This is a genomic window from Marinobacter metalliresistant, assembly GCF_038098645.1.
Classification (GTDB): domain Bacteria; phylum Pseudomonadota; class Gammaproteobacteria; order Pseudomonadales; family Oleiphilaceae; genus Marinobacter; species Marinobacter metalliresistant.
This window is the reverse complement of the sequence record NZ_CP101118.1, coordinates 3342911-3366473: the sequence shown is the minus strand read 5'-3', so window position 1 is coordinate 3366473 and position 23563 is coordinate 3342911. Positions and strand designations below refer to the sequence as shown.

21 protein-coding genes are annotated in these 23563 nt (G+C 59.4%); 13 read left to right on the top strand and 8 right to left on the bottom strand.

From position 1 onward, the window contains the following. Nucleotides 1-2: 2 nt before the first annotated feature. The 3 genes from rdgB to NLK58_RS15735 are packed head-to-tail and all read left to right on the top strand — an operon-like array spanning nt 3 to nt 2360. The gene (rdgB, locus tag NLK58_RS15745; RefSeq protein ID WP_117619391.1) at nt 3-620 is read left to right on the top strand and encodes an RdgB/HAM1 family non-canonical purine NTP pyrophosphatase; all 618 of its coding nucleotides are present in this window, start codon (nt 3-5) and stop codon (nt 618-620) included. 4 nt (nt 621-624) lie between these two features. Beyond that, nucleotides 625-1827, top strand: a complete 1203-nt coding sequence (gene hemW / locus NLK58_RS15740; RefSeq protein ID WP_117620427.1) for a radical SAM family heme chaperone HemW — start codon at nt 625-627, stop codon at nt 1825-1827. Beyond that, nucleotides 1827-2360, top strand: a complete 534-nt coding sequence (locus tag NLK58_RS15735; protein ID WP_117619390.1) for a hypothetical protein — start codon at nt 1827-1829, stop codon at nt 2358-2360. Before hemW ends, NLK58_RS15735 begins: the two co-directional genes overlap by 1 nt. Nucleotides 2361-2399: 39 nt before the next feature. Here the strand turns inward: NLK58_RS15735 and trmB are convergent, their stop codons facing one another. The 3 genes from trmB to NLK58_RS15720 form a co-directional block, all read right to left on the bottom strand. Further along, nucleotides 2400-3134 carry a tRNA (guanosine(46)-N7)-methyltransferase TrmB gene (trmB, locus tag NLK58_RS15730; RefSeq protein ID WP_117619389.1) on the bottom strand — a complete coding sequence of 245 codons (735 nt, stop codon included), beginning with the start codon at nt 3132-3134 and terminating at the stop codon, nt 2400-2402. A 72-nt stretch (nt 3135-3206) separates the two neighbouring features. Continuing rightward, nucleotides 3207-4739 carry a YifB family Mg chelatase-like AAA ATPase gene (locus NLK58_RS15725; RefSeq protein ID WP_117620426.1) on the bottom strand — a complete coding sequence of 511 codons (1533 nt, stop codon included), beginning with the start codon at nt 4737-4739 and terminating at the stop codon, nt 3207-3209. 60 nt (nt 4740-4799) lie between these two features. Next, complete coding sequence (locus tag NLK58_RS15720) at nt 4800-5054, bottom strand: accessory factor UbiK family protein (protein WP_117619388.1); 255 nt, start codon at nt 5052-5054, stop codon at nt 4800-4802. Between the two features lie 381 nt (nt 5055-5435). Here NLK58_RS15720 and glnK point away from each other — a divergent pair, with 381 nt between their 5' ends. Together glnK and NLK58_RS15710 are read left to right on the top strand one after the other, a co-directional pair. After that, nucleotides 5436-5774 (top strand): P-II family nitrogen regulator, encoded by a 339-nt coding sequence (glnK, locus tag NLK58_RS15715; protein WP_071264623.1) that lies wholly within the window; start codon nt 5436-5438, stop codon nt 5772-5774. Between the two features lie 74 nt (nt 5775-5848). Beyond that, nucleotides 5849-7117, top strand: a complete 1269-nt coding sequence (locus NLK58_RS15710) for an ammonium transporter (protein ID WP_117619387.1) — start codon at nt 5849-5851, stop codon at nt 7115-7117. 64 nt (nt 7118-7181) lie between these two features. Here the strand turns inward: NLK58_RS15710 and speE are convergent, their stop codons facing one another. Beyond that, the gene (speE, locus tag NLK58_RS15705; RefSeq protein ID WP_117619386.1) at nt 7182-8063 is read right to left on the bottom strand and encodes a polyamine aminopropyltransferase; all 882 of its coding nucleotides are present in this window, start codon (nt 8061-8063) and stop codon (nt 7182-7184) included. A gap of 211 nt (nt 8064-8274) precedes the next feature. On the opposite strand from speE, the gene speA reads away from it, so the two are divergent. The 5 genes from speA (at nt 8275) to NLK58_RS15680 (ending at nt 14462) form a co-directional block, all read left to right on the top strand. Continuing rightward, nucleotides 8275-10185: a biosynthetic arginine decarboxylase gene (speA, locus tag NLK58_RS15700; protein WP_341581261.1), complete on the top strand. Its 1911-nt coding sequence runs from the start codon at nt 8275-8277 to the stop codon at nt 10183-10185. A 162-nt stretch (nt 10186-10347) separates the two neighbouring features. Beyond that, nucleotides 10348-10947, top strand: a complete 600-nt coding sequence (locus tag NLK58_RS15695) for a sigma-70 family RNA polymerase sigma factor (protein ID WP_117619384.1) — start codon at nt 10348-10350, stop codon at nt 10945-10947. Next, nucleotides 10944-11582: a ChrR family anti-sigma-E factor gene (locus tag NLK58_RS15690; RefSeq protein ID WP_341581260.1), complete on the top strand. Its 639-nt coding sequence runs from the start codon at nt 10944-10946 to the stop codon at nt 11580-11582. Before NLK58_RS15695 ends, NLK58_RS15690 begins: the two co-directional genes overlap by 4 nt. A 156-nt stretch (nt 11583-11738) precedes the next feature. Beyond that, the gene (tcdA, locus tag NLK58_RS15685) at nt 11739-12530 is read left to right on the top strand and encodes a tRNA cyclic N6-threonylcarbamoyladenosine(37) synthase TcdA (RefSeq protein ID WP_205422218.1); all 792 of its coding nucleotides are present in this window, start codon (nt 11739-11741) and stop codon (nt 12528-12530) included. 21 nt (nt 12531-12551) lie between these two features. Continuing rightward, nucleotides 12552-14462, top strand: a complete 1911-nt coding sequence (locus NLK58_RS15680; protein WP_341581259.1) for a sodium:proton antiporter — start codon at nt 12552-12554, stop codon at nt 14460-14462. A 9-nt stretch (nt 14463-14471) separates the two neighbouring features. On the opposite strand, the gene NLK58_RS15675 is transcribed toward NLK58_RS15680, so the two are convergent. From NLK58_RS15675 to NLK58_RS15665, 3 genes are all read right to left on the bottom strand, one after another. After that, nucleotides 14472-15455 (bottom strand): NADP-dependent oxidoreductase, encoded by a 984-nt coding sequence (locus NLK58_RS15675; RefSeq protein WP_341581258.1) that lies wholly within the window; start codon nt 15453-15455, stop codon nt 14472-14474. Between the two features lie 207 nt (nt 15456-15662). Continuing rightward, nucleotides 15663-16748 (bottom strand): SMP-30/gluconolactonase/LRE family protein, encoded by a 1086-nt coding sequence (locus tag NLK58_RS15670; protein ID WP_117619380.1) that lies wholly within the window; start codon nt 16746-16748, stop codon nt 15663-15665. A 101-nt stretch (nt 16749-16849) separates the two neighbouring features. Continuing rightward, complete coding sequence (locus NLK58_RS15665) at nt 16850-17647, bottom strand: alpha/beta fold hydrolase (protein ID WP_341581257.1); 798 nt, start codon at nt 17645-17647, stop codon at nt 16850-16852. A gap of 398 nt (nt 17648-18045) precedes the next feature. Here NLK58_RS15665 and NLK58_RS15660 point away from each other — a divergent pair, with 398 nt between their 5' ends. The 3 genes from NLK58_RS15660 (at nt 18046) to NLK58_RS15650 (ending at nt 21321) form a co-directional block, all read left to right on the top strand. Then, nucleotides 18046-19128 carry an AraC family transcriptional regulator gene (locus NLK58_RS15660; protein WP_117619378.1) on the top strand — a complete coding sequence of 361 codons (1083 nt, stop codon included), beginning with the start codon at nt 18046-18048 and terminating at the stop codon, nt 19126-19128. Beyond that, entirely contained in the window at nt 19128-20558 is a 1431-nt protein-coding gene (gene cls, locus NLK58_RS15655; RefSeq protein WP_117619377.1) for a cardiolipin synthase, read from the top strand. Before NLK58_RS15660 ends, cls begins: the two co-directional genes overlap by 1 nt. Nucleotides 20559-20643: 85 nt before the next feature. Continuing rightward, nucleotides 20644-21321, top strand: coding sequence for a GntR family transcriptional regulator (locus NLK58_RS15650; protein WP_117619376.1), 678 nt, complete (start codon nt 20644-20646; stop codon nt 21319-21321). 6 nt (nt 21322-21327) lie between these two features. On the opposite strand, the gene NLK58_RS15645 is transcribed toward NLK58_RS15650, so the two are convergent. Then, on the bottom strand, nt 21328-23556 hold the full coding sequence (locus NLK58_RS15645) for a patatin-like phospholipase family protein (protein ID WP_341581256.1): 2229 nt from the start codon (nt 23554-23556) through the stop codon (nt 21328-21330). Between the last annotated feature and the right edge of the window lie 7 nt (nt 23557-23563).

Below are 23563 nucleotides of genomic sequence, written 5' to 3'. Positions count from 1 at the left end.
TTATGACCGAAAACCTGGTTATCGCCAGTAACAACAAAGGCAAAATTGCCGAACTGGCCGGGATGCTGGCGCCCCTGGGCATGACCCCGGTTGCCCAGGGACAGCTTGGCGTGGATGAGGCCGGGGAACCCGCCGTTACGTTTGTCGAGAATGCGATTCTCAAGGCCCGGCACGCAGCAAGGGCAACCGGACTGCCCGCCCTGGCGGACGATAGCGGATTGGCCGTTGATGCCCTCGGGGGCCAGCCCGGTGTTCGCTCTGCCCGCTTTGCCGGCGAAAACGCCACCGACCAGGACAACATAAACGCGCTGCTCGAAGCCATGGCCGACATCCCGGATGAGCAGCGGGGAGCGCAGTTCCACTGCGTGCTGGTATACCTTCGCCACGCCGATGACCCGACCCCGGTGATTTGCCATGGTCGCTGGCCCGGGTCAATACTCCGGGTACCCAGTGGCGACGGCGGTTTTGGCTATGATCCGGTGTTCCTGGCTCCGGAACAGGGTTGCAGCGCGGCGGAATTGTCCCGCACCGAGAAAAGCCGCATCAGCCATCGGGGCCGGGCCCTGAGAATTCTGGCAGAACAGCTCAGGGCGGAGTCCTTAGCTGGTGCGCAGTCCTGAACCGGTGGATAGCCATGGGCCGGTCGACAGTTACCAACCGGTGGCGGTTTGCCCGCCGCTGAGCCTGTATATCCATGTGCCCTGGTGCGTGCGCAAGTGCCCATACTGCGACTTCAACTCCCACGCCATCCACGCTTCTCACGCCACTTACGCCACTACCACTACAGGAGGCGCCATTCCGGAATCCGCCTACCTTGATGCCCTGGCTGAAGACCTCGACCAGGACCTGGCCTTGGTCTCCGGACGCCCCATAGAAACCATCTTTATCGGCGGTGGCACACCGTCACTGATGAGTGGTGATTTCTATAACCGGCTGCTCGCCCACTTGCGGGCAAGACTCAACATCGCCCCCGATGCGGAAATCACCCTGGAAGCCAATCCGGGAACACTGGAAACCGGCCGCTTCGAGGCCTTTCGGAAAGCCGGTATCAACCGGTTGTCCATCGGGGTTCAGAGTTTCAACTCCAGCCACCTGAAAGCACTGGGGCGAATCCACGACAGCGAAGCCGCCCACTGCGCCATTAGTGCCGCCCGTCAGGCAGGGTTCGACAACGTCAACATAGACCTGATGCACGGATTACCAGGCCAGACGCCGGAGCAGGCACTGGAGGATCTCAGGACCGCTCTCGATTACCAGCCTCCGCATCTGTCCTGGTATCAACTGACCCTGGAGCCGAATACCGAATTCTACAGCCGGCCACCGGATTTGCCGGACGACGATCACCTCTGGGACATCTATCGTCAGGGCGCCCAATTTCTGCAGCAGCAGGGTTTTCGGGATTACGAGGTTTCGGCCTGGAGTCGGGGCGGCAGGGCGTCACGCCACAATCTGAATTACTGGACCTTTGGTGATTACCTGGCGCTTGGTGCCGGAGCCCATGGCAAGATCAGCCTGGCCAATGGCAGCATCCGGCGATACTGGAAAACCCGCCAGCCCGAAGCTTACCTGAACCGGATTGGTAGCCGGACGGCAGGCAGTGACATCATTGCTCCCGAAGACCTGCCCCTGGAATTCCTGATGAACGCCCTGCGGCTCACAGAGGGGGTGAGCGAACGCCTTTTTTGCGAGCGAACGGGTTTACCCCTGTCGTCAGTTGGGGTAAAACTAAAAACAGCACGCGATGAGAAACTGCTGGTTGAAGACCGGCTGCAGGCCACAACCCTGGGCCAGAGATACCTTAACAGCCTGTTGGAGCGTTTTCTGTAATGGACCCTGCACACGGATTGGCAGCCTTTCCAAAAGACCTGAAAGTCAGCCTGGCCGTGGCTGCGGTGTTGCTGTTTGCCCTGTTGCTGATCAATCAGCCGTTGCAGTCCGCTTCCGCCCCCCAGGGTATCGTCAGTTACCAGCTCGCCGGCACGGCGGATCAGGCGCACGCCATCATTCGCAGCTGGCGCAGTGAGGGCGTAGTCTGGGCCAAAGTTTCCTTGTGGCTGGATTTCCTGTTTATTCCCGCCTACACCATCGCCCTCATCCTCCTGACCCATCACTTCACCCGGGACCGCCCCGGAATCCGTGAGCGCATGGTGGCCAGATGGGTCCGGGCACTATTCGTAACGGCCGGCCTCAGTGATGTCGCCGAGAACATCCTGCTGCTGAACAATTTCAGTCCGCCCACCGATGCGATGAGCCTTTCGGCAACCCTCTGCGCCCTGGTCAAATTTACCGCGCTGACCCTGGGTATGGCCGGGCTGGTCATTCTCCGGGCCTCGCGGCGCCATCCGCTGGCGCACCACTGAAGCCCGCCCCCGAACATTCCCGCAGGGGATCACCGACTACTAGTTGGTTCGATAAAACAACAGATCCCATACTCCGTGCCCAAGATTTTCGCCCCGCTTTTCAAACTTGGTAATCGGACGATCTTCCGGTCGTGGTGAATATCCTCCGGATTCCTGGGCGTTGGCAAACCCTTCGGATTCATTCATTACTTCCATCATGTGTTCCGCGTAGTTCTCCCAGTCTGTCGCCAGATGGAGAATACCGCCCACGCGGAGTTTGTGACGAACGCGCTGGACAAACTCATGCTGGATCAGCCGGCGCTTGTGATGCTTTTTCTTGTGCCAGGGATCCGGGAAGAACACCATCACCCGATCCAGACAGGCATCCGGCAGGCACAGATCAATCACGTCATTGGCGTCGATACTGTAGATCCGGACATTTTTCAGGCCGCGATCCTCAATCTCCTTGAGCAGAGCACCCACACCTGGCTGGTGCACCTCGACACCGATGAAGTCCTGCTCCGGGGCAGCTTCCGCCATCTCCGCCAGTGACTTGCCCATGCCAAACCCGATTTCCAGGTTCAGCATGGCATCCCGGCCAAACACCTGGCGCGGATCGATCATTCCGTCTTCCCGGGTGAGACCATATTTCAGCCAGCTGCGCTCAAACGCCTTTTTCTGACCTTCGGTCATGCGGCCCTGGCGCAGGACAAAGCTACGCACACCACGGCGGGTTGTTACCGGTGATTCCGTGGCAGTGTCTTTCGGATCTTGCGGCTCTTTCTGGTTAGTCATCTGCAATCCTTAACCGCGGGCAGCGGGTCTTGTTTAATGGGCTTTGGCTACAGTTTACCAGAGTGACAAGGTTCAGGCGGATACCACCGAATTGCGCCCCTGTTGACGATCCAGTTGCCGGTAGCCGAGCGCTTCAACCAGGTGGCCCTGGTGGAGCTCGTCACAGCCCTCAAGGTCTGCGAGAGTGCGAGCCACCCGCAATATCCGGTGCAATGCCCGGGCCGATAGCCCCAGCTTCTCCATGGCGCCGGAGAGCAACTGCTCACCCTGGCGGTCCAGTTGGCAAGCGGAATGCAGTTCGCGCCCTGCCAGCGCAGCATTCACGCAACCCCGTTCCGATTGTTTCATCCTGGCAGCGATAACCCGTTCCCGGACAGTGGCACTGGTCTCGCCATCGCCGCCCTGTTGCATCAGTACGCCGCCACCCTGAACCGGAACTTCGACATGGAGATCGAACCGGTCCAGCAGAGGCCCGGAGATCTTCGACCGATACCGTATTACCTGCTGCGGTGTGCACTGACACTCAATGGTCGGGTGACCACTGTAACCGCAGGGGCATGGGTTCATTGCACCGACGACTTGAAAGCGAGCCGGAAAATTCACCTGACGCGCGGCCCGACTGATCGTGATGTGCCCCGTTTCCATGGGTTCCCGAAGCACTTCCAGAACCCGACGCTCAAACTCTGGCAATTCATCCAGAAAAAGTACGCCGCGATGGGCGAGGGAGATTTCCCCAGGCCGCGGGCTGCTCCCGCCACCGACCAGGGCCACCGCGGATGCTGTGTGGTGGGGCGCCCGGAACGGCGGTTGGCGCCACCCGCCCTCTCTCATGGCAAGCCCGGCAACCGAGTGAACGCTGGCAACTTCCATGGCCGCATCGTCGGTCAGTGCCGGAAGAATACCCGGCAGACGGCTGGCCAGCATGCTCTTGCCGGTGCCAGGCGGCCCGAAGAATAACAGGTTGTGGCCGCCGGCGGCGGCAACTTCGAGCGCCCTGCGAGGGACCCGTTGGCCGCGGACATCGGACAGGTCCGGTATCTCACTGTTGTTGCCGGGCACCCGTTCCAATGGTGATTTCGGCACCGGAACCAGCCTGGCCCGGCCGCTGAGGTGTTCACACACGGTCAACAGGTGGCCGGCCGCCAGCACGTCACCCTGGCTGGCCAGGGCCGCCTCGCCGGCATTGCCATGGGGAACCAGCAAGGCTCGCTGGTCCTGCCGGGCAGCAAGCACAGCCGGAAGCACGCCCTTGAGAGGCCTCAGCGCACCATCGAGGGACAGCTCCCCGAGAAACTCGCAATCGGCGAGACTCTCCGCCGGAATCTGGCCCGAGGCCGCCAGAATCCCAAGGGCAATGGGCAGGTCAAACCGGCCGCCTTCCTTGGGCAGATCAGCGGGGGCAAGGTTGATCGTAATGCGGCGGGCGGGGAAGTCGAACCCCGCATTCAGAAGGGCGCTGCGAACCCGCTCCTTACTCTCGCGAACGCCGGTTTCAGGGAGGCCGACAATCGAGAGTGCGGGCAATCCCCCGGAGAGGTGGACTTCAACCGTAACGGGGGGAGCAGACACGCCGATTATGGCGCGGGAATGAACGATAGCTAGCATGACAACCTTCCATGGTGACCGGAAAACCATGCCCGGCGTCCTGCCGGGCTAATCCGGAGTTTATTGTTCCTGCAGGGATTTTTCCAGCTCGGCGACCCGTTTTTCGAGCGCCTCCACCTTTTCACGAGTCTTCAGCAGCACCGCCTGTTGGGCATCAAACTCTTCCCGGGTTACCAGCTCCAGACGGGAAAGGACCGACATCACTGTTGCCCGGGCCTGGGTTTCAAAATCCTCCCGGGCGGCGCGGGCCATATCGGGAACGAACTGACCAAACTGACCCTGTAACTGGGCGAAAATATCCTGGGGACCCTTCACATATCACCTCACTGATTCCAGAAATGTCCGGCTTCGACTAAAAGAGAGGGGCTCTCACCGGTTTGCGGGAGTGTATCACACCGCAGCCCCTGCCATACTGTGCCCGGTCGGCCTTATAATAATGGACGAACGGCCAGTGAGTCCGCTCCAATTTGACTCATCGGCTGGCTACCCGCTCCATTTTGGTGCAGATCTTTGCGCCATTCTGGTACGCGCATATTGTAGATTATTGTTTTAAATGTATTTTTTTGCGTTGGCATACCCGATGCTAAAGCCCTCGTACGCAATCCGCACAATTGGTGTGCGAGGTGGCAGCATCCCGACCTCAACAACTGGCCGACGGGCCCTCACTGTTGGGACGGCTTTACCAAGGAGAAAGCAATGAAACTTGTGACAGCGATCATCAAGCCTTTCAAACTGGATGATGTCCGTGAGGCACTATCCGAGATTGGCGTGCAAGGCGTAACCGTCACTGAAGTCAAAGGCTTCGGTCGGCAGAAAGGCCACACTGAACTTTACCGTGGCGCGGAATACGTGGTGGATTTCCTGCCCAAGGTCAAAGTGGAAGTTGCCATTGGCGACAATCTGCTGGACCAGGTCATCGAATCCATTACCAAGGCAGCCAACACCGGCAAGATCGGTGACGGCAAGATCTTCGTGACCGAACTGCAACAGGCCATCCGGATCCGGACCGGCGAAACCGGCGAAGAAGCGGTCTGAACCAGCTCTGATTTTTTCGATCAGCCAACGCAAAAAAATTTATAACCTGAAAAGCCTCGTGCGGAGGGCTTCATATGGAAAGCAATCTTTTTCACCTGCAGTATGCTATAGACACCTTTTATTTCCTGGTGTGCGGTGCATTAGTGATGTGGATGGCAGCGGGCTTCGCCATGCTGGAATCCGGCCTGGTGCGTGCCAAGAACACCACGGAAATCCTGACCAAGAACGTGGCTCTGTTTGCCATTGCCTGCATCATGTACCTGGTTAGTGGTTACGCCATCATGTACGGCGGTAACATTTTCCTTTCCGGAATCGCAGACGTTGACACTGCGGCTGTTCTGGGTGACTTCGCCAGCCGGGACGGCGGCTTCGAGGGTGGCTCCATCTACTCCGGCGCGTCTGACTTCTTCTTCCAGGTTGTGTTTGTCGCAACAGCCATGTCCATCGTCTCCGGTGCTGTGGCCGAACGCATGAAACTCTGGGCCTTCCTGGTCTTTGCAGTGTTCATGACCGGCTTTATCTACCCGATGGAAGGCGCCTGGACCTGGGGCGGCGCGTCTGTCTTCGGCATGTATACCCTGGGCGATCTCGGTTTCAGCGATTTCGCCGGCTCCGGCATCGTTCACATGGCGGGTGCAGCAGCCGCATTGGCTGGTGTAATCCTTCTCGGTGCCCGTAAAGGCAAATACGGCCCGAACGGTGAAATCCGCGCCTTCCCGGGTGCCAACCTGCCGATGGCGACCCTCGGTACCTTCATCCTGTGGATGGGCTGGTTCGGCTTCAACGGCGGTTCGGTTCTCAAGCTGGGCGATATCGCCAGCGCCAACTCCGTGGCCATGGTGTTCCTGAATACCAATACCGCCGCTGCCGGCGGTGCAATTGCTGCCCTGATCACCGCCCGCCTGATGTTTGGCAAGGCTGATCTGACCATGCTGCTGAACGGCGCGCTGGCTGGCCTGGTAGTGATCACGGCTGAGCCATCCACTCCGAGCGCCCTGACTGCGACCCTCTTCGGTGCCTTCGGCGGTATCCTGGTGGTCCTGAGCATCGTGACCATGGACAAGCTGCGCATCGACGATCCGGTGGGCGCCATCTCGGTTCACGGTACCTGTGGCTTGCTGGGTCTGCTTCTGGTGCCAGTCACCAACGGTGATGTCAGCTTCAGCGGCCAGATCATCGGCGCCATCACCATATTCGTCTGGGTATTCGTCGCCAGCCTGATTGTCTGGGGCATCCTCAAGGCTGTCATGGGTATTCGGGTGAGCGAAGAGGACGAGTACGAAGGCGTGGATCTGTCCGAGTGTGGCATGGAAGCCTATCCGGAGTTTGTCAGCAGCAAGTAACAATCTCTGGCAACGCAAAACCAAAGAGGGGTGCCATCTGGCACCCCTCTTTGGTTTTGCCGGCTTAACCCTCCTCTGGCCTGACCTCATCCTCCAGCGCATCCACCATGAACTGGGGCATCGCCAACGCACCATGGTGCACTCCGGCATTGTAGTAGCGGGTCACGAACGGCCGGTTGTTGGCGTCTTCCTCACGGAAATATTTTACCGGGTTCTCCTTGCTGGCCATGGTGCAACTCCACCAGCCCGTGGGATAGACCGGTTGCGGGAATGGCAGGGTCTGCACGTGTTCGAACCCGGCCTTGCGCATGTCATTGTGAATGTCCTTGATGATGCTATGGGTGTGCAGCAGCGGTGATTCACTCTGCTGGACAATAATGCCGCCCTCGCGCAATGCCAGCATGGCGTCTCGGTAGAAATCCAGGGCAAACAGGCCTTCCGCCGGGCCGACCGGATCCGTGCTGTCGATAATGATGAGGTCTACACTGCCCGGCGCCATGTCGCGGATCCACTGGATGCCGTCACCGAAGAAAAAATTGGCGCGCGGATCACCGTTGGCTTCGCACAATTCCGGGAAGTACTTTTCCGACATACGGGTGACCCGCTCATCAATTTCCACCTGCCAGGCTTCTTCCACACCCGGGTGTTTGAGCACTTCCTTAAGAGTGCCGCAGTCGCCGCCACCGATAATCACCACCTTTTTCGGGTCCCGGTGGGTAAACAGGGCCGGGTGGGTCATCATCTCGTGGTACAGGAAATTATCGCGGGTGGTCAGCATCACGCAGCCATCCAGAACCATCAGGTTGCCGAAGGTCTCGGTCTCGTATATTTCCAGCTTCTGGAACGGGGTCTGCTCCTCGTGGAGCTTCTTTTTCACCTGCAGGGAGAACGCCGTTCCCTGGTCCTGGAATACCTCGGTAAACCAGCCATCATTCAGTGCTGTCATGTTTTGCCTCCCGCTGTGGGCCATGGGCTGTGTTAAAAGGGCGTATTGTAGGGGTGCCCCACCGTGAGCTAAAGCGATAATCGTGGCTACCGGCCACATATTTTCCACACCCGGTTCTTTTAGCCGGGGGTGGGAATCCATACAATGGCGGCCATAGGCCGGCCCCTGACCGAACAACCGCCGGCTCCGGTTTCCTGACAGGATAGCAAGCATGAGCGAAGCCAGCGCCACCCCGGCTCACAAGGTTTACAACATTGCCCACTGGAGTGATGGCTACATCGGCGTCAACGCCGAGGGCCAGGTAATGATCCGGCCGGACCGGGGCCACACCCCGGCTCAGATCAATCTGCCACAGCTGACCCGTACACTGACCGAATCCGGGCTCCAGCTTCCGGTTCTCATCCGCTTTGTCGATATCCTGCACGACCGGGTCAATAAACTGTGCAATGCCTTCAACAAGGTCGCGGATGAGCAGGCGTACCGGGGCTGCTACACAGCGGTTTACCCCATCAAGGTGAACCAGCAGCGCCGGGTGGTTGAAGAACTGCTGGCTGCGGAGCCCGCCGCCTCGAAGGGACAGATCGGCCTTGAAGCAGGCAGCAAGCCCGAGCTGATGGCGGTACTGGCGATGTCCCGGCAACCGGGCTCGGTGATCGTCTGCAACGGTTACAAGGACCGGGAATACATTCGCCTGGCCCTGATTGGCCAGACCCTGGGCCATCGGGTATTTATTGTGGTGGAGAAACAGTCCGAGCTGCCGCTGATTCTGGAGGAAGCCACTAACCTGGGCGTTGCACCGCTGATTGGCGTTCGGGCCCGGTTGGCGACCATTGGCAAGGGCAACTGGCAGAATACCGGCGGTGAAAAATCCAAGTTTGGTCTGTCCGCCAGCCAGGTACTGGATGTGGCAAACACCCTGCGCGAGGCCGATGCACTGGATACCCTGCAACTGCTGCATTTCCATCTCGGCTCCCAGATTGCCAATATCCGGGACATCCAGACCGGCCTCAGGGAATGCGCCCGGTTTTACAGTGAGCTACGCCAGATGGGCGCCCCGATCGGTACGGTCGATATCGGCGGTGGTCTGGGCGTCGATTATGAGGGTACCCGCTCCCGCAGCAGCTGTTCCATGAACTACAGCGTTTATGAATACGCCTACAACGTGGTGCATGTCCTGCAGGCGGAGTGTGACCGCCACGGCATTCCCCACCCGGATCTGGTCAGCGAATCCGGGCGCGCCCTGACCGCCCACCACTCGGTGCTGGTGACCAACGTGATTGATCGCGAAGCGCCGGAAAATCGCGCGCCGAAGCGGCCGGAACCTGAGGCACCGGCCCCGCTGCACGATCTCTGGCGCGACCTGGAGAGTCTGGAAGATACCGGCTCCCCGCGCTCACTGGCGGAGATCTACCACGATGTGCTGCATGCCATGGCTGATGTTCATGGCCAGTTTGCCCACGGCCTGCTTTCACTGCAGGAGCGGGCGGAGGCTGAAACGCTGTATACCCGCTGCTGCCGCCTGCTGCGAAACCAGCTGGACAGCAGCAACCGGGCCCACCGGGAAATCATCGACGAGCTCAACGAAAAACTGGCGGAAAAGCTGTTCGTGAATTTCTCCCTGTTCCAGTCACTGCCGGATGTCTGGGGCATTGACCAGATTTTCCCGGTCATGCCGGTCAACGGCCTGAATCGCCCCCTGAATCGCCGCGCCGTGATCCAGGACATCACCTGTGATTCCGATGGCCGCATCGACCGGTACGTGGATGGCCAGGGCACTGAAACCACCCTGCCTTTACCGGAAGACCAGCCCGGAGAACCACTACTCATGGGTTTTTTCATGACCGGGGCCTACCAGGAAATTCTGGGGGACATGCACAATCTGTTCGGCGACACCCATTCCGTGGATGTCCGCCTGACACCGGAGGGCGGGTACGAGATCGGCGCGCCCATCACCGGAGATACCGTGGCCAAGGTCCTTCGTTACGTAAACTTTGAACCGGACGCCCTGTTGGAAGCGTATCGGCGAAAGTTCATGGCATCCGGGCTGACACCGGAAACCCAGTCGGCACTGCTGGCCGAGCTCTCCGCCGGGCTGGAGGGCTACACCTATCTGGAAGAATAGTTAAAACGGCTGGCCGTCTTCAGGTCTCGGTCGGTGGTTTTGCGGATTCACAGATCCACAGGACAAAACGGCCCGTAAACACTCAGACTGACAAACCCGGGATGAGTGCATAGAATGATGACCAGAACAAGCTCAAATCATGCGACTGTCAAGGAGCGTCCGGTGACTACACTGGATCAGAAGCCAACCAGTTCCGAGGGGCGTAAAGACCCCTGGAGCCAGATGCTGCAGAAAGTGGGCAAGGACCAGGATCGTGAGGCCTATCATGCGCTCTTCCAGCATTTCGGTCCGCAGATCAAGTACTACGCCATGGCCAATGGTCTGGCAAGCCACGCGGAAGAACTGGTTCAGGAAGTGTTTGTGTCTATCTGGAGGCGCTCCTGCCTCTATGACTGGCGCAAAGCGGCTGCGTCCACATGGATCTTCACTATTGCCCGGAACCAGCGCATTGATATGTTGAGAAAGATGCAACGCACCAGTGCCGAGATGCCGGTTGAAACCGAAGATCTCTGGCAAATCCCTGGCGAAAACGAGAATGAGCCAGTCACCTCGCTGCACCGTTTGATGTCGGAGCGGCGGATTCGCGAATCCCTGAGTCATCTTCCGGAAGAACAGACTACGGTGATTGCCAAGGTTTACATGGAAAACAAGTCTCACCAGATGGTGGCCGATGAGTTGAACATTCCCCTTGGCACCGTGAAAAGCCGGGTGCGCCTGGCACTGAACAAACTGAAAGTGATTTTGCAGGATCAGAACGTATGACACGGCATCATCCCGACAGCCTGAGCCTGATGGAGTACAGCGCAGGCAACCTGAGCGAGCCCCATGCCCTTTGCATCCGACTCCACCTGGATAAGTGCTCGCATTGCCGCAGCCATGTGGACACCCTGGACAGTCTTGGCGCTGTGATGATGGAGCAACAGCCGAAGGTGACCGTCTCGGAAAGCATGTTCGACAGCCTACTTGCCAGGATCGACAGCGCACCCGCTGACCAACCGGCAATGCCACCGGCCCCAAGGATCGGCGCCCTTCAGAAGCTGTTTGGCGAAGACCTCAACAGCCTGCCCTGGAAGCGGCAACTGGGCGATGTCAGCGTGCTGGATATTACCGATCGGTTCCCTGGCCAGAAAGACCAGGTGGTGCTGCAGAAGCTGGCGGCTGGCGGCAAGGCTCCGGCCCACACCCACCGGGGTGAGGAAACGACCATCGTTCTGCAAGGCGCCTTTGCCGATCAGAAAGGGGTGTTCAACCAGTGGGACTTCGTGGTACTGACCGATCAGGATGAGCACAAGCCAGTCGCGGTTGGCTGTGAAGACTGCATTACCTTGTCTGTGCTGAGCGCGCCAGTCAAGCTTACGGGCACTTTTACCCGGATGCTCAATCCGTTCATCCGCTGAACCAGTCCTGCCCGGCTCCCGGTCGGACCGGGTAGTTATTGCAAGCCACGCTTCGCGTGGCTTTTTTATGGTCGCTTTTTTGTCTGCGCCACCACTGGGTTACAATTGCGTTCTTTGATTCCGTCCGGCTTCCAGCAGGACCAGCACGGGGACACCATGAACGCCGACGATTACGCTTTCCGCTTTGGCGGCATTGAACGATTGCACGGGCGCCGCGCCCTGGAGGCCTTTCGCCACGCCCACATTGCCGTGATCGGACTCGGCGGCGTCGGCTCCTGGGCCGCCGAGGCCCTGGCCCGCAGTGGCATTGGCACCATTACCCTGATCGACATGGACGATGTCTGTGTCTCCAACACCAACCGCCAGCTCCATGCCCTGGAGGGCCAGTACGGGCGCACCAAAACCGATGCCATGGCTGATCGGCTGCGGGCGATCAATCCTCAAGCAGACATCCGTGTGCACTTCGGTTTCCTGACCACCAAAAACGTCGGTGAGCTGATCATGGCCGACATGACCGGCGTGGTCGATGCCATCGACAGCGTCAAGGCCAAGGCGGCCCTGATTGCCCACTGCCAGCGCCGGAAAATCCCGCTGATCTGCGCCGGCGGTGCCGGCGGACAGATCGACCCGACGCAGATTCAGGTAGCCGATCTGAGCAAAACCACTCAGGATCCGTTGTTGGCCAAGGTGCGCAACCTGCTGCGCCGGGAATACGGCTTTTCCCGTAACCCGAAACGGCGCTTTGGCATTGAGGCCGTATACTCCCTCGAGCAGCTGACGTATCCTGCCGGAGACGGGGAAGTCTGCCTGCATAAGCCCGCCACTGATGGCCCGGTCCGGCTCGACTGCGCCTCCGGTTTTGGCGCCGCCAGCCCGGTGACTGCCAGCTTCGGATTCTTTGCAGCGTCCCGGCTGCTGAACCGCATTGCTCGACGCGCCAACCAATAACTCAACGGACCTGAAACCAGTATGCCTGTCAGCACTGTCCTGCTTCTTGCCAGCATTGGCGTTCTCTCACTGTTCTGCCAGTGGCTCGCGTGGCGTGTCCGCATGCCGGCCATTGTTTTCCTTCTGGCGGGCGGCATCGCTGCGGGGCCGGTACTGGGGTTCCTGGTACCCGAGGCCGTGTTCGGCGATCTGCTGTTTCCGGTTATTTCACTGGCCGTCGCCATTATTCTGTTTGAAGGCAGCCTGACCCTGCGCTTTGCGGAAATACGCGGCCACGGCAAGATGGTCCGCAACCTGATTCCGGTGGGCTCCATTGTCACTTGCATCATCGGCACGCTGGCAGCACGCTGGGTACTCGATGTTTCCTGGGCCGTAGCGCTGCTTTTTGGCGCCATTTCAATTGTCACCGGTCCCACCGTGATCGCCCCCTTACTACGATCCGTGCGGCCGGATTCAAAGCTGGCCAACATCCTGCGCTGGGAAGGCATCATTATTGACCCCGTCGGCGCCCTGCTCGCGGTTCTGGTGTTCGAGGGTATTGTTTCCTGGGGCCAGGGCAATGTGTTCGGACACTCCCTGTACATTTTCGGCAAGACCCTGGCGGTGGGCTTCCTGATTGGCGCCGTAGCCGGCCACCTCAATGGCATGGTACTGCGCAAGCACTGGATCCCCCAATACCTTCATAATGCCGGCACCCTGACCTTCATGCTCGGCGTGTATGCCATTTCCAACGAACTGGCCCACGAGTCCGGTCTGCTGACGGTGACCGTAATGGGCATCTGGATGGCCAATATGAAGCAGGTGCCAATTGACAGTATCCTCGAATTCAAGGAATCCCTCAGTGTTCTGCTGATCTCGGCATTGTTCATCATTCTGGCGGCACGGGTGGAGTTTTCCGCCATCGCCGAGCTCGGCTGGGGCCTGGTGGTAGTGCTGGCGCTACTGATGCTGGTCGCCCGCCCCCTGAGCATCTTCCTTTCGGCCATCGGCACCAACCTGAACTGGCGGGAGAAGCTTTTCCTCAGCTGGATTGCCCCCCGGGGCATTGTTGCTGCGGCGGTTTCTGCCCTGTTTGCCTTCCAGCTTCAGAAGCTCGGCTATGAGAGCGCCGGCGCTCTGGTGCCGCTGATATTCATACTGATTATTGCCACTGTCACCCTGCAAAGCATGACAGCAAGGCCGGTGGCTCGACTGCTGAAGGTCGCTGAGCCGGCAGAATACGGCTTCCTGATTCTCGGAGCCAATCCGGTGGCCCGGATGATAGCAAAGGCTCTGAAAAAATATGAGGTACCGGTGACCCTGGCAGACACCAACTGGGAAAACGTTCGCCAGGCACGCATGGAAAACCTTCAGGCTTACTTCGGCAACCCGGTTTCAGAACACGCCTCCACACACCTGGACCTGACTGGAATTGGCAAGCTTCTGGTGATTTCCCCCTACAAGCACATGAACTCCCTGGCCATCTACCACTTCCTTGACTGGTTTGGAAACAAATGTGTATACAGCCTTGCCGAGGGTGATCAGGACCAGAAGGCCCGGCACCAGACCGCCGAAAAGATCCAGATGACACGGGGACTCTTTGACGGCGTCAGCTACGCTAAACTGGCCAGCCTGGTGAGCCAGGGCTACACCATAAAGACCACCCAGCTGAGCGAATCGTTCGGCTACGAGGATTTCCTGAAGAAGTACCAGAACCAGGCCCTGGTACTGTTCACCTTCGACAGCAAGGAACACGTCGCCCCGGTTTGCAGTATGGAAGACCTGAAACCGGATGACGACTGGATCCTGATCAGCCTGGTGCCCCCGCAGCCAAGAAAAGAACGCAAGGAGAAAGATGGCGGGGAAGAAACCGGCAAGGAGCCTTCCGCCAGTAAAGAGCCTTCAGCCAGTAAAGAGCCTTCAGCCAGTAAAGAGCCTTCAACGGACGGCTGAGGAAGCGCCTCAGCGGCAGTCCAGCACCAACTTACCACGCACGTGCCCACCTTCCAGAAGCTCGTGGGCCTGCGCGACCTCTTCCAGCGGGAAAGCCTTGTCAATGTGCACCTTCACGTCGCCATCTTCGATCAGTTCGGCAATCTCGTCCAGGTGAAAAACATCCGGGCGGACGGTCATGCCGTGGGCACGTAAGCCCAGCTCTTCAGCTGCGCTGATGATCTCATCGGCGGTGACAGTCGGAATTGTCACCAGAACACCATGTTCGCCGAGGGTGTGCAGTGAACGCTTGCCGGTGTCGCCACCAACCAGATCCAGTACCACATCCAGGCCATAGCATTCCTCAGCAATATCCGTGGTGCGGTAATCGATCACTTCATGGACCCCAAGTTCCGCCAGAAAGTCCCGGTTGCCGGCAGAGGCCGTGGCAATCACATGAGCCCCCCGTTCCAGCGCAAACTGCACCGCAAAATGCCCAACACCACCGGCGCCCGCGTGGATCAGGATTTTCTGGCCCGAGTCCAGCTTGGCGACCTCAAACAGGGCCCGCCAGGCAGTCAGCGCCGCCAGTGGCAAAGCGCCGGCAGACACCAGATCCAGCTCCTCCGGTACGATAGCCAGTTCATCCGCCGCCGCCAACGCGTATTCCGAGTAGCCGCCACCTCCGGCGGGAAAGCCGACCATACCCATCACCCGGTCGCCCGGGGCCAGCGTAGTGACAGCATCGCCAACAGCCACTACCTCGCCAGCGACATCGTATCCCGGTGTCCAGGGCAGGGAATTTTCGATCTGCCGGGCCGCAAAGCCCAGGCCCTTACGGGTTTTCCAATCGATGGGATTAAGGCCCGCACCATGCACCCTGACCAGCACCTGCCCCGCCGCGGGCGCCGGCACGTCGGATTGAGCCACCTGCAGCACATCGCGTGCACCAAAGCGATCGTAGACCACATGGCGCATCTTGGATTCAGTATTCTGATCAGCAGTCGTTTCCATGAGGATCTCCGGACAACAGGTTAAACGGGGTTGGCTTTGCTTCAGACTAGCAGAAGTTAAGCACAAAAGGGCTCAGGAAACCTACAGCCCCTTGCCGCCTGCAACAACAGCAGGTCTGAGAATCCCGGCAAACTCTTTTGGTGCCCCGCACGGTGATCTCGATGGTGAACGGATCCGGCAGGTCCCAGGCAATGTCTTGGTAAGGCATTATTGGTTATCTCCGAGGCCCGGAATGGCCTGAAACGCCAGCCGGCCAATGCGATCGTTGTGAAGTGACCCGAGGTACAGGTAATCATCCTGGGGGTTCACTGATGTGATCTCCTGAAGATGCGTGCCCCGGGTGTCGTGGAGGCTGGTAATGACCTGCCCTTTTCGGTCAAAGGCTATCACCAGACCATACTCCTGGGGCGCCGGCTTCAGACTGTCCGGCAGCTTGGCCACCAGATCCTTGAGCCAGGGGTGCCGATGCATGGTGTCCACCTGGGGATTGCGCAGGGTCGGAAACGCGACCCAGTAGCGGCCCTCATCATCCACCGCCAGATTGTCGGGGAAGCCCGGCAGATTGTCGGCAAACACTTCCGCCTGTCCCGCCCTGGGGCCGCGGATCCAGTAACGCAGGATCCGGTATTTCCAGGTTTCATTAACCAGCACGGAATCGCCGTCGGGAGATACCGCGACACCATTGGCAAAGTGCAGGTTACCCAGCAGAACCTCGGCCTTGCCGGTCTTCCGGGAGTAACGAAGCAGACGGCCGTGGGGCCGCATTTCAAGCAGATCCAGCCGGTAGTCCGGCTGTTCAAAGCGGGAACTGGCATCGGTGAAGTAGATACGTCCGTCATCGGCAATATCGACATCGTCCGTGAACCGGAACGGTGTGCCTTCCGCTTCCCGGGCCAGCACCGTAATCTCACCATCGGGGCTAATGGATAGCAGGCCTTTCCAGGCATCCGCCACGATCAGATTGCCCTGGTGGTCAAACACCATGCCCAGAGGCCGGCCACCGGTGGACAGCCAGTTTTCCACCCGGCCATCCGGGAACACCCGCACGATATACCCATCCTGGGTTCCTGTGTAAAGCACGCCATCCGGGCCAATGGTGGTGTCTTCCGGGCCGTAAACCTGGCCCCGGGCCAACAGATCGGCAAGCCGCAAACGCTCGTTCGGTGCCAACAGCCCGGTCAGGGGCGGCGGAGCGGGAGGGTCCCAGGCCTTGCTGTCAACGGGTGAGGGCGTCAGCAGGAAACTGCCAAGCAGCAGGAAAACAACCAGCAACCCCACCATCAGCCATTTCATACACTCTGCCCGCCTGTTGTTATGTACATTCCGTATATCAGCGATTGCCTAACCTTAGCAGACAGGCCGGTGAGCATGAAAATGCCGGTCTTCGAAGCCGCTCAGCTATCGGCGCTGAGGAAACGGACGCACAACGCCGCGAAGGTATCGGCTTTTTCGGCGTGCAGCCAGTGACCGGTGTCCTGAATAATCCGCAACTGAGCCTGGGGGAACAGGCGTTGGATATCGTCCCGGTGCTTTTCCTGGATGTAGGCGGAATCCGCACCCTTGAGAAACAGCACCGGGCCGGTGAACGGCCCCTCGCCCTCCGGTGCCCTGGCGAGGTTCTCGTAGCAGGCGTCAATGACAGGAAGGTTCAGGCGCCAGCGAAACATCGCCCCCCCCTCTTCCTGCTGTTCCCGGGGGATACGCTCAAGGTTTTTCAACAGGAATTGCCGGACGCCCGGGATGTCAACAAACCCGGCCATCAGCTTGTCTGCGTCCTGACGGGATCGCACACCGTTCAGGTCGATGCCATTCAGGCCCTCCAGGATGGCGTCGTGGTGGGGCTTGTAGCTGATTGGCGCAATATCGGCCACGATCAGTTTATCCACCCGTTCCGGCGCCTGAAGGGCAACCTGCATCGCTACCTTGCCGCCCATGGAGTGGCCCAGAAGGCTGGCCTTTGCGATCCCCTGAGCGTCCATATAGGCAATCACGTCCTCAGCCATCGTCGGATAATCCATGGCTTCAGTGTGAGGAGAGCCACCATGATTGCGCTCGTCCAGTGCGTGGACCTGCCACTGATCCTCAAGGCGCCGGGCGATACCACCAAGGTTTTCCAGGGATCCGAACAAGCCGTGTAACAGGATCAGGGGCGGGCCTTCGCCGGTAATGCGGTGATTCAGCGCAACACTCATGGGCAGTCAGTCTCCGGATAGGTCTGCATTCTCAAAACGAATACATTACCACTGCCAGTCTCGCGAGCAAGTGCCGGTATTGGCGGTCATTTTCTGAAGTCGAAAAAAAGCCGGGCAAAGCCCGACATCAAGGTCATAGACAATACGCCTGAAAGATCAGCAGTAAAAGATGCTGTTCAGGTACTCGGCGAGCTCAATCACGTTTTTGCGCTCAACCTCGGTATGGGGTACGAAGATCTGCTGTTCCATAATACACCTCCTGATTGTCTTTCCATTGCTTCAACCTGTCAGGTTAATGCTATCGTTAAGCACAGGAGTAACCGTTGACAGGCGGTTGCAGACACTTGACATTTTGTATCAGCAATCATGACGGGTTGTTAACTATCAGGCCGGACAATGTGACATCAGCTCAGCCAGACACCGCTAGCGCACCGCTGGTTGCGGCGTCCAGCACCCTCGCACTGGTGCACTACCTTGAGCGCCAGGGCGTGCTGAACCCGTCCCGTGTTGAGCAGCTCACCGGTCTGGCCATGTCGGAACTCAGGGATCCGGACCGGCGGGTACCGGCCGATGCTCATTACCGCCTGTGGGAACATGCCGAACAGGTAACAGGCGACCCGGGCGTCGGGCTACATGCCGGCCAGATGGTGGATCCGGAACGGATGGGGCTGGTGGGGCATGTGTTTTTCAATTGCGACACCCTGGGAGAAGCGGTTACCCAATACGTGCGCCTGCACCGGCTGATCAATGAGTCGGTATTGCTGAGCTTTGAGCAGGCCGGAGACCAGGCCATCCTGTGCTGGCAACCGGACATGGCCGAGCATTATTGCCGGCAGGATATGGACCGGACACTGGCCGCCGCCATCACCCGGACCCGGCACTTCATCCATCCGGGCATTCGTGCCGACTGGGCGGAAATCGCCCACCTTGCCCCCGCTTACGCCGATGAGTACGAGAAGCTTCTGGGCGGCCCGGTCCGGTTTGACTGTGGCATAACCCGGCTGGCCTTCAGCAGCCGACATCTGGGGCACCCGATTCCGCGCCGAAATCCTTATGTCTATTCGGCCGTGCTGAAACAGGTCAACTCACTCCTGGCCAGGCTGCAGACCCGCCGCTCATTCGGCCGCAGGATTCGCCGTTTGATTTCAAGGCAGATGGCAACCGAAAAAATCGACGCCGATACCCTGGCCCGGCAGTGCCACATGAGCCGCCAGACCCTGTACCGTAAACTGAAAAAGGAAGGACTCAGTTTCCATGGCCTGGTGGAGCAGGTTCGCCAGGACAAGGCCCTGCGCTATGTTGCCGCCGACCACTACGCCCTCGGCGAAATTGCCTTTTTACTCGGATTCTCCGAACTCAGTGCTTTCAGTCGGGCATTCAAACGCTGGACCGGCACGTCCCCGGCGGAGTACCGCGCCAGGCATCTCGCACCGCCAGGAACAGCCGACCAGGCGCCGGCTGACGCTAGTGGAGAACGATGATGGGAGAGTTGCCGCTGGTTGCCATCGCGTTAGGCGCCATCTATCTTGGCGCACTGGTGTGCATCTACCGCATACTTCTGACCTATCGCACCACCCAGGGCGCCATCGCCTGGATCATTGGGCTTCTCGGCCTGCCCTATGTCGCCGTACCCATGTTCGTGCTGTTCGGGCGATACCGGTTCGGCGGCTACGTCAAGGCCCGCCGGCTGGGCGACGAATCCCTGACTGATCTGCTCAACCGGTTTGAACAACAGACCACGTCCATCCCGACACCCACCAGTGACCGGTCCACCGAAGAGCTTCAGGTATTGTGCAGGCTGGGTCGCCAGCCGTTTACCAACGGCAACCGGTGCACACTGTTACGGGACGGAGAAGCCACCTTCGAGGCTCTGTTTGAAGCCATGGAGGACGCCACGCGCTATATCCTCCTTGAGTTCTATATTGTCCGCTCGGACCGGGTCGGGCGACGGATCAAGTCCATCCTTGAGCGCAAACTGGCCCAGGGTGTGGAAGTCTGGTTCCTGTACGACGATATCGGCAGCGTCTGGCTGCCGCGCACCTATCTGAACCAGCTCGCCACAGCGGGCGCCCGGGTGGCCTCGTTCGGCAACGGCAATATTCGCAGGCGGCGTTTCCAGATCAATTTCCGGAACCACCGGAAGCTGCTGGTGTGTGACGGCAGGATCGGCTTTGTCGGCGGCATTAACCTCGGGGATGAGTATCTGGGCACTGTCATGGATCAGGAACCCTGGCGCGACACCCACTGCCGCATCGAGGGTCCGGCGGTTACCGGCCTTCAACTGGCCTGGCTGGAAGACTGGAACTGGGCCAGTAGCGATTTTCCTGATCTGGACTGGACCCCGGTGGAGAACCAGGCCGGCGACGACGAGGTGCTGATGCTGCCAACCGGGCCTGCGGATACCTGGGAAACCTGCACTCTGTTTTTCCTCAACTGCATCAATAATGCCCGCACCCGGCTCTGGATTGCCTCGCCCTATTTTGTCCCGGATTTCCAGATAATGAACGCCCTTCAGCTGGCGGCACTGCGGGGCGTGGATGTACGAATCCTTATTCCGGAAAAATCCGACAGCCGCCTGATCGGTTTAGCGGCCTACTCCTACCTGGTCCAGGCCTGCAAGACCGGCATAGGCATCTACCGGTACCAGCCGGGCTTCATGCACCAGAAAGTGATTCTGGTGGATAACCGCTACGCGGCGGTCGGAACCGCTAACATGGACAACCGTTCCATGCGCCTCAACTTCGAAATTACCGCCATTACCACAGCATGCCATTTTGTCCGAAGCGTCGAGTCCATGCTGGAGGAGGATCTGGACAGCTCACGCCTGATGACCGAAGGCGACTACCAGGATCGCTCCCTCCTGTTCCGCCTGGGCTGTCGGGCGGTCCGGCTGCTGGCGCCCCTGCTCTGACCTTCTGCGGCTACTGGCTCCGGCATGCACGAATGTGCGACTATGCCAGCACGAATCAGCCAGCATGCAGTAGCGACAGATCATCATGAACGTGTTCAAACCCAGAGAAACATTGACCGAGCAGGTCGCCCGCCACATAGAAAATCTCATTGCCTTTGGTCAGCTCCGGTCCGGAGAACGGATCTACGAGGGCGCCATGGCCAAAGAGATGGACGTCAGCCATGGCTCGATACGAGAGGGGCTCTTGTTGCTGGAGAAGCGGCACCTGGTCCGCAATGTTCCCCGCAAGGGCGCGTTTGTCACGCCGCTGGACGACTACTTCGTTCGCAGCCTCTATGAGACTCTGGAACTTTACCTCACCCACACCGGCCGCAAGCTGGTCCGCAACTGGCAAGCGGATGATATGGCCCGGCTAGAATCGCTGTACGATCAGATGAAAGCCTGCTTCGAAAAGAACGATCTGATGGCCTTTCTGGAGCTGGGCATCGAATACACCAAGGCATCGCTGGCTTACGCCGATAACTATTTTATTGTCTCCGCCATTGACGACCTCTGGCCGTCGGCGAAGCGCTGCGCCTTCGTCGCTTTCCAGCGGGGTGGCAACCAGGTGCTGGAAGACAACCTCGCCCACATGCAGGAATCCATCAGCGCCATCAAGGACCGGGATGAAGAGCGCCTGGCGGACATTCTGCACCGCTATGCCCTGCAGCAATGCCATCAGGTTCTGGACGCGATTGACAATACCAGCGGCAAACTCGGGTAACGGTTCTCAGTAGAAGAGCTGGGTGAACGAGAAGCCGATATTCAGGTAGGCGGTCCAGTTATCCTCGTTGTTATAGGCCGCCGCCAGTTGCACCGGGCCCAGGAAGGTATCCAGGCCGGCAAACACACTTGAGGATTTCACCGAGCTGTCCCAGCTCGCCGAATCCAGCGACGGCCACGCGTTCCCCGCCTCAAAACCCATACCAACAAACCAGGGCAAAAGCGGCCCACCGAAGGTCTGGCTGGCATAGACAGAGGCCATCAGGGCATTGTCACCGGTAATTTCACCCGGCGCATAGGCCGACAACCGCCGGAACCCGCCAAGACGGACCGCGTTTTCAATCCCCGGCGTGCCTCGGGTCACCGCATGGGCGTAGACCAACCCCGTCAGGGTCAGTGTCTTCCAGCTCCCCGTCCCCAGCGCCATGCCGGTCACCGAATCAAACCGGCGGTCGGAACCCAGGCCCTCGCGCTCAAAGCGCCCCCGAAGTCCTACGAAGCCTCCTTTGCGCGGGAAAAACGTGTCGTCCAGCGAGTCATGAACCAGCTGCAGGGCAAGGCCACCCTGATGCACGGAATCCTCCGGCGCCACCGGCTGGCCGATCTGTTCATCCACCGTGGCATAGCCCCGCGAATACGTCAGACGGACTTCGGCGCTGCCTCCGACCTCCATACCAAGAGCAAGGTCTGCTTTGCGGAAAGTCACATTCAGTTCAGCAATGCGCGTGCCAGTGGAATCAAACAGGCTGAGGGTGTCCCGGGAATACTCACCGCCCAAGACCAGGAATCGCTTATAGCCGTAGTCCAGCGGCTGATACCACTGGCTGCGGACCCAGGGTTCGGTACCCAGCTGGACGCCGGTCTGCCACTCGGCACCCAGCGCGTTAAGCTCGGTCATACGAAGCAAGGACGCAATATTGAAGTGGGTTTCGCCGTCGAAATTGTCTTCGTAGTTGAGACCAAACGACAGGTAATTCGGTCCCCAACTCTTTTCCTGAACCCGTATGGTCAGGATCGTACCTTCCGGGGACCGGGACGTGGAATAGGACACGATCTCGTAGTAGCCCAGGCCATAGATGCGCTTGAGATCCACTTCGAGCTGTCCGGTATCCAATGGCTCCCCGGGCTTTTGCCGGATTCGCTCTTTCAGAAAGTCGCTGGCCAGCCGTCGGCTGTCCTCGATCTCGATCCGGGCAACGGGTTCAGACTCCGATGCCCGTGCGCCAATCCTTGCTCGCCAGGTGTTCCAGTCTGCCTGCGACACCGAGAGCGGACGAAGCTCCACACCGTGCTCCCGGGCGGTGCTGGCACCGAGTTCAAACAGGATGGGCGCATCGTAGAAATCAGCGGAGGTGTAGCCTTCCAGGTCGGGACGTATCAAAACATCCCTACCCTTTAGTAACTCCAGTTGCTGATCGGTATTTCGTCGGGTCATGATGGTGGTGAGCTGGCCAACAACGGAGAAGGCCTCCCGCAATTCATCCGTTTCCATCAGGTTGTCGGTAATATCAACCGCAATAACAATGTCGGCGCCCAGATCCCGGGCGACACTGATCGGCAGGTTATTGGCCACGCCACCATCCACCAACAGCCGGCCCTGCCATTCCACCGGCGCGTAGACACCGGGAATGCTCATGCTGGCACGAATAGCTTCGGACAGGTTGCCATTGTCGATGATCACCTGCTCACCGCTCTCAAGATCCGTGGCAACGGCGCGGAAGGGAATCGGAAGGCGGTCGAAGTCTTCAACCAGGGCGGCGTTTCTGGTCAGCTCGTTGAGGATGAAGCCCAGGTTCTGGCCGGCAATAAGCCCACCACCAACATGCAATCCATCGGCGCGGACCCCGATGCCCGGAACCACCGGAAACCGCCAGTCATCCCGCTTTCGGCGCACCGGCTTATAGGCCCGGCCAGGGTCATCCAGAAAGCTTGAGAGCCAGTCCATCCGAATAAAACGACGTTCAATCTCGGTAACCGGCATCCCGCTGGCGTAGAGGGCGCCAACGGCAGAACCGGCACTGGTGCCAACCACCAGATCCACCGGAATCCGCATTTCTTCCAGAACCCGCAGAACGCCAACATGGGCCATGCCTTTGGCGCCACCGCCGCTGAGAACCAGACCTATACGGGGTCGTTCTTCGGCCAGGGCCGGGGGTGCGAAAAGGGGTGCGAAAAACAGCAGGACCGAGGTCAGCAGCCATGGGACTCGCAGCGCCCAGAAGTTCCGCAAACTCACAGCCGCA

Excerpts from the sequence above, each read along its gene's own strand:
- rdgB (WP_117619391.1), top strand. The coding sequence starts at position 3 with ATGACCGAAAACCTGGTTATCGCCAGTAACAACAAAGGCAAAATTGCC.
- NLK58_RS15735 (WP_117619390.1), top strand. The coding sequence starts at position 1,827 with ATGGACCCTGCACACGGATTGGCAGCCTTTCCAAAAGACCTGAAAGTC.
- trmB (WP_117619389.1), bottom strand. The coding sequence starts at position 3,134 with ATGACTAACCAGAAAGAGCCGCAAGATCCGAAAGACACTGCCACGGAA.
- NLK58_RS15725 (WP_117620426.1), bottom strand. The coding sequence starts at position 4,739 with ATGCTAGCTATCGTTCATTCCCGCGCCATAATCGGCGTGTCTGCTCCC.
- glnK (WP_071264623.1), top strand. The coding sequence starts at position 5,436 with ATGAAACTTGTGACAGCGATCATCAAGCCTTTCAAACTGGATGATGTC.
- NLK58_RS15710 (WP_117619387.1), top strand. The coding sequence starts at position 5,849 with ATGGAAAGCAATCTTTTTCACCTGCAGTATGCTATAGACACCTTTTAT.
- speE (WP_117619386.1), bottom strand. The coding sequence starts at position 8,063 with ATGACAGCACTGAATGATGGCTGGTTTACCGAGGTATTCCAGGACCAG.
- speA (WP_341581261.1), top strand. The coding sequence starts at position 8,275 with ATGAGCGAAGCCAGCGCCACCCCGGCTCACAAGGTTTACAACATTGCC.
- NLK58_RS15690 (WP_341581260.1), top strand. The coding sequence starts at position 10,944 with ATGACACGGCATCATCCCGACAGCCTGAGCCTGATGGAGTACAGCGCA.
- tcdA (WP_205422218.1), top strand. The coding sequence starts at position 11,739 with ATGAACGCCGACGATTACGCTTTCCGCTTTGGCGGCATTGAACGATTG.
- NLK58_RS15680 (WP_341581259.1), top strand. The coding sequence starts at position 12,552 with ATGCCTGTCAGCACTGTCCTGCTTCTTGCCAGCATTGGCGTTCTCTCA.
- NLK58_RS15675 (WP_341581258.1), bottom strand. The coding sequence starts at position 15,455 with ATGGAAACGACTGCTGATCAGAATACTGAATCCAAGATGCGCCATGTG.
- NLK58_RS15670 (WP_117619380.1), bottom strand. The coding sequence starts at position 16,748 with ATGAAATGGCTGATGGTGGGGTTGCTGGTTGTTTTCCTGCTGCTTGGC.
- NLK58_RS15665 (WP_341581257.1), bottom strand. The coding sequence starts at position 17,647 with ATGAGTGTTGCGCTGAATCACCGCATTACCGGCGAAGGCCCGCCCCTG.
- cls (WP_117619377.1), top strand. The coding sequence starts at position 19,128 with ATGGGAGAGTTGCCGCTGGTTGCCATCGCGTTAGGCGCCATCTATCTT.
- NLK58_RS15650 (WP_117619376.1), top strand. The coding sequence starts at position 20,644 with ATGAACGTGTTCAAACCCAGAGAAACATTGACCGAGCAGGTCGCCCGC.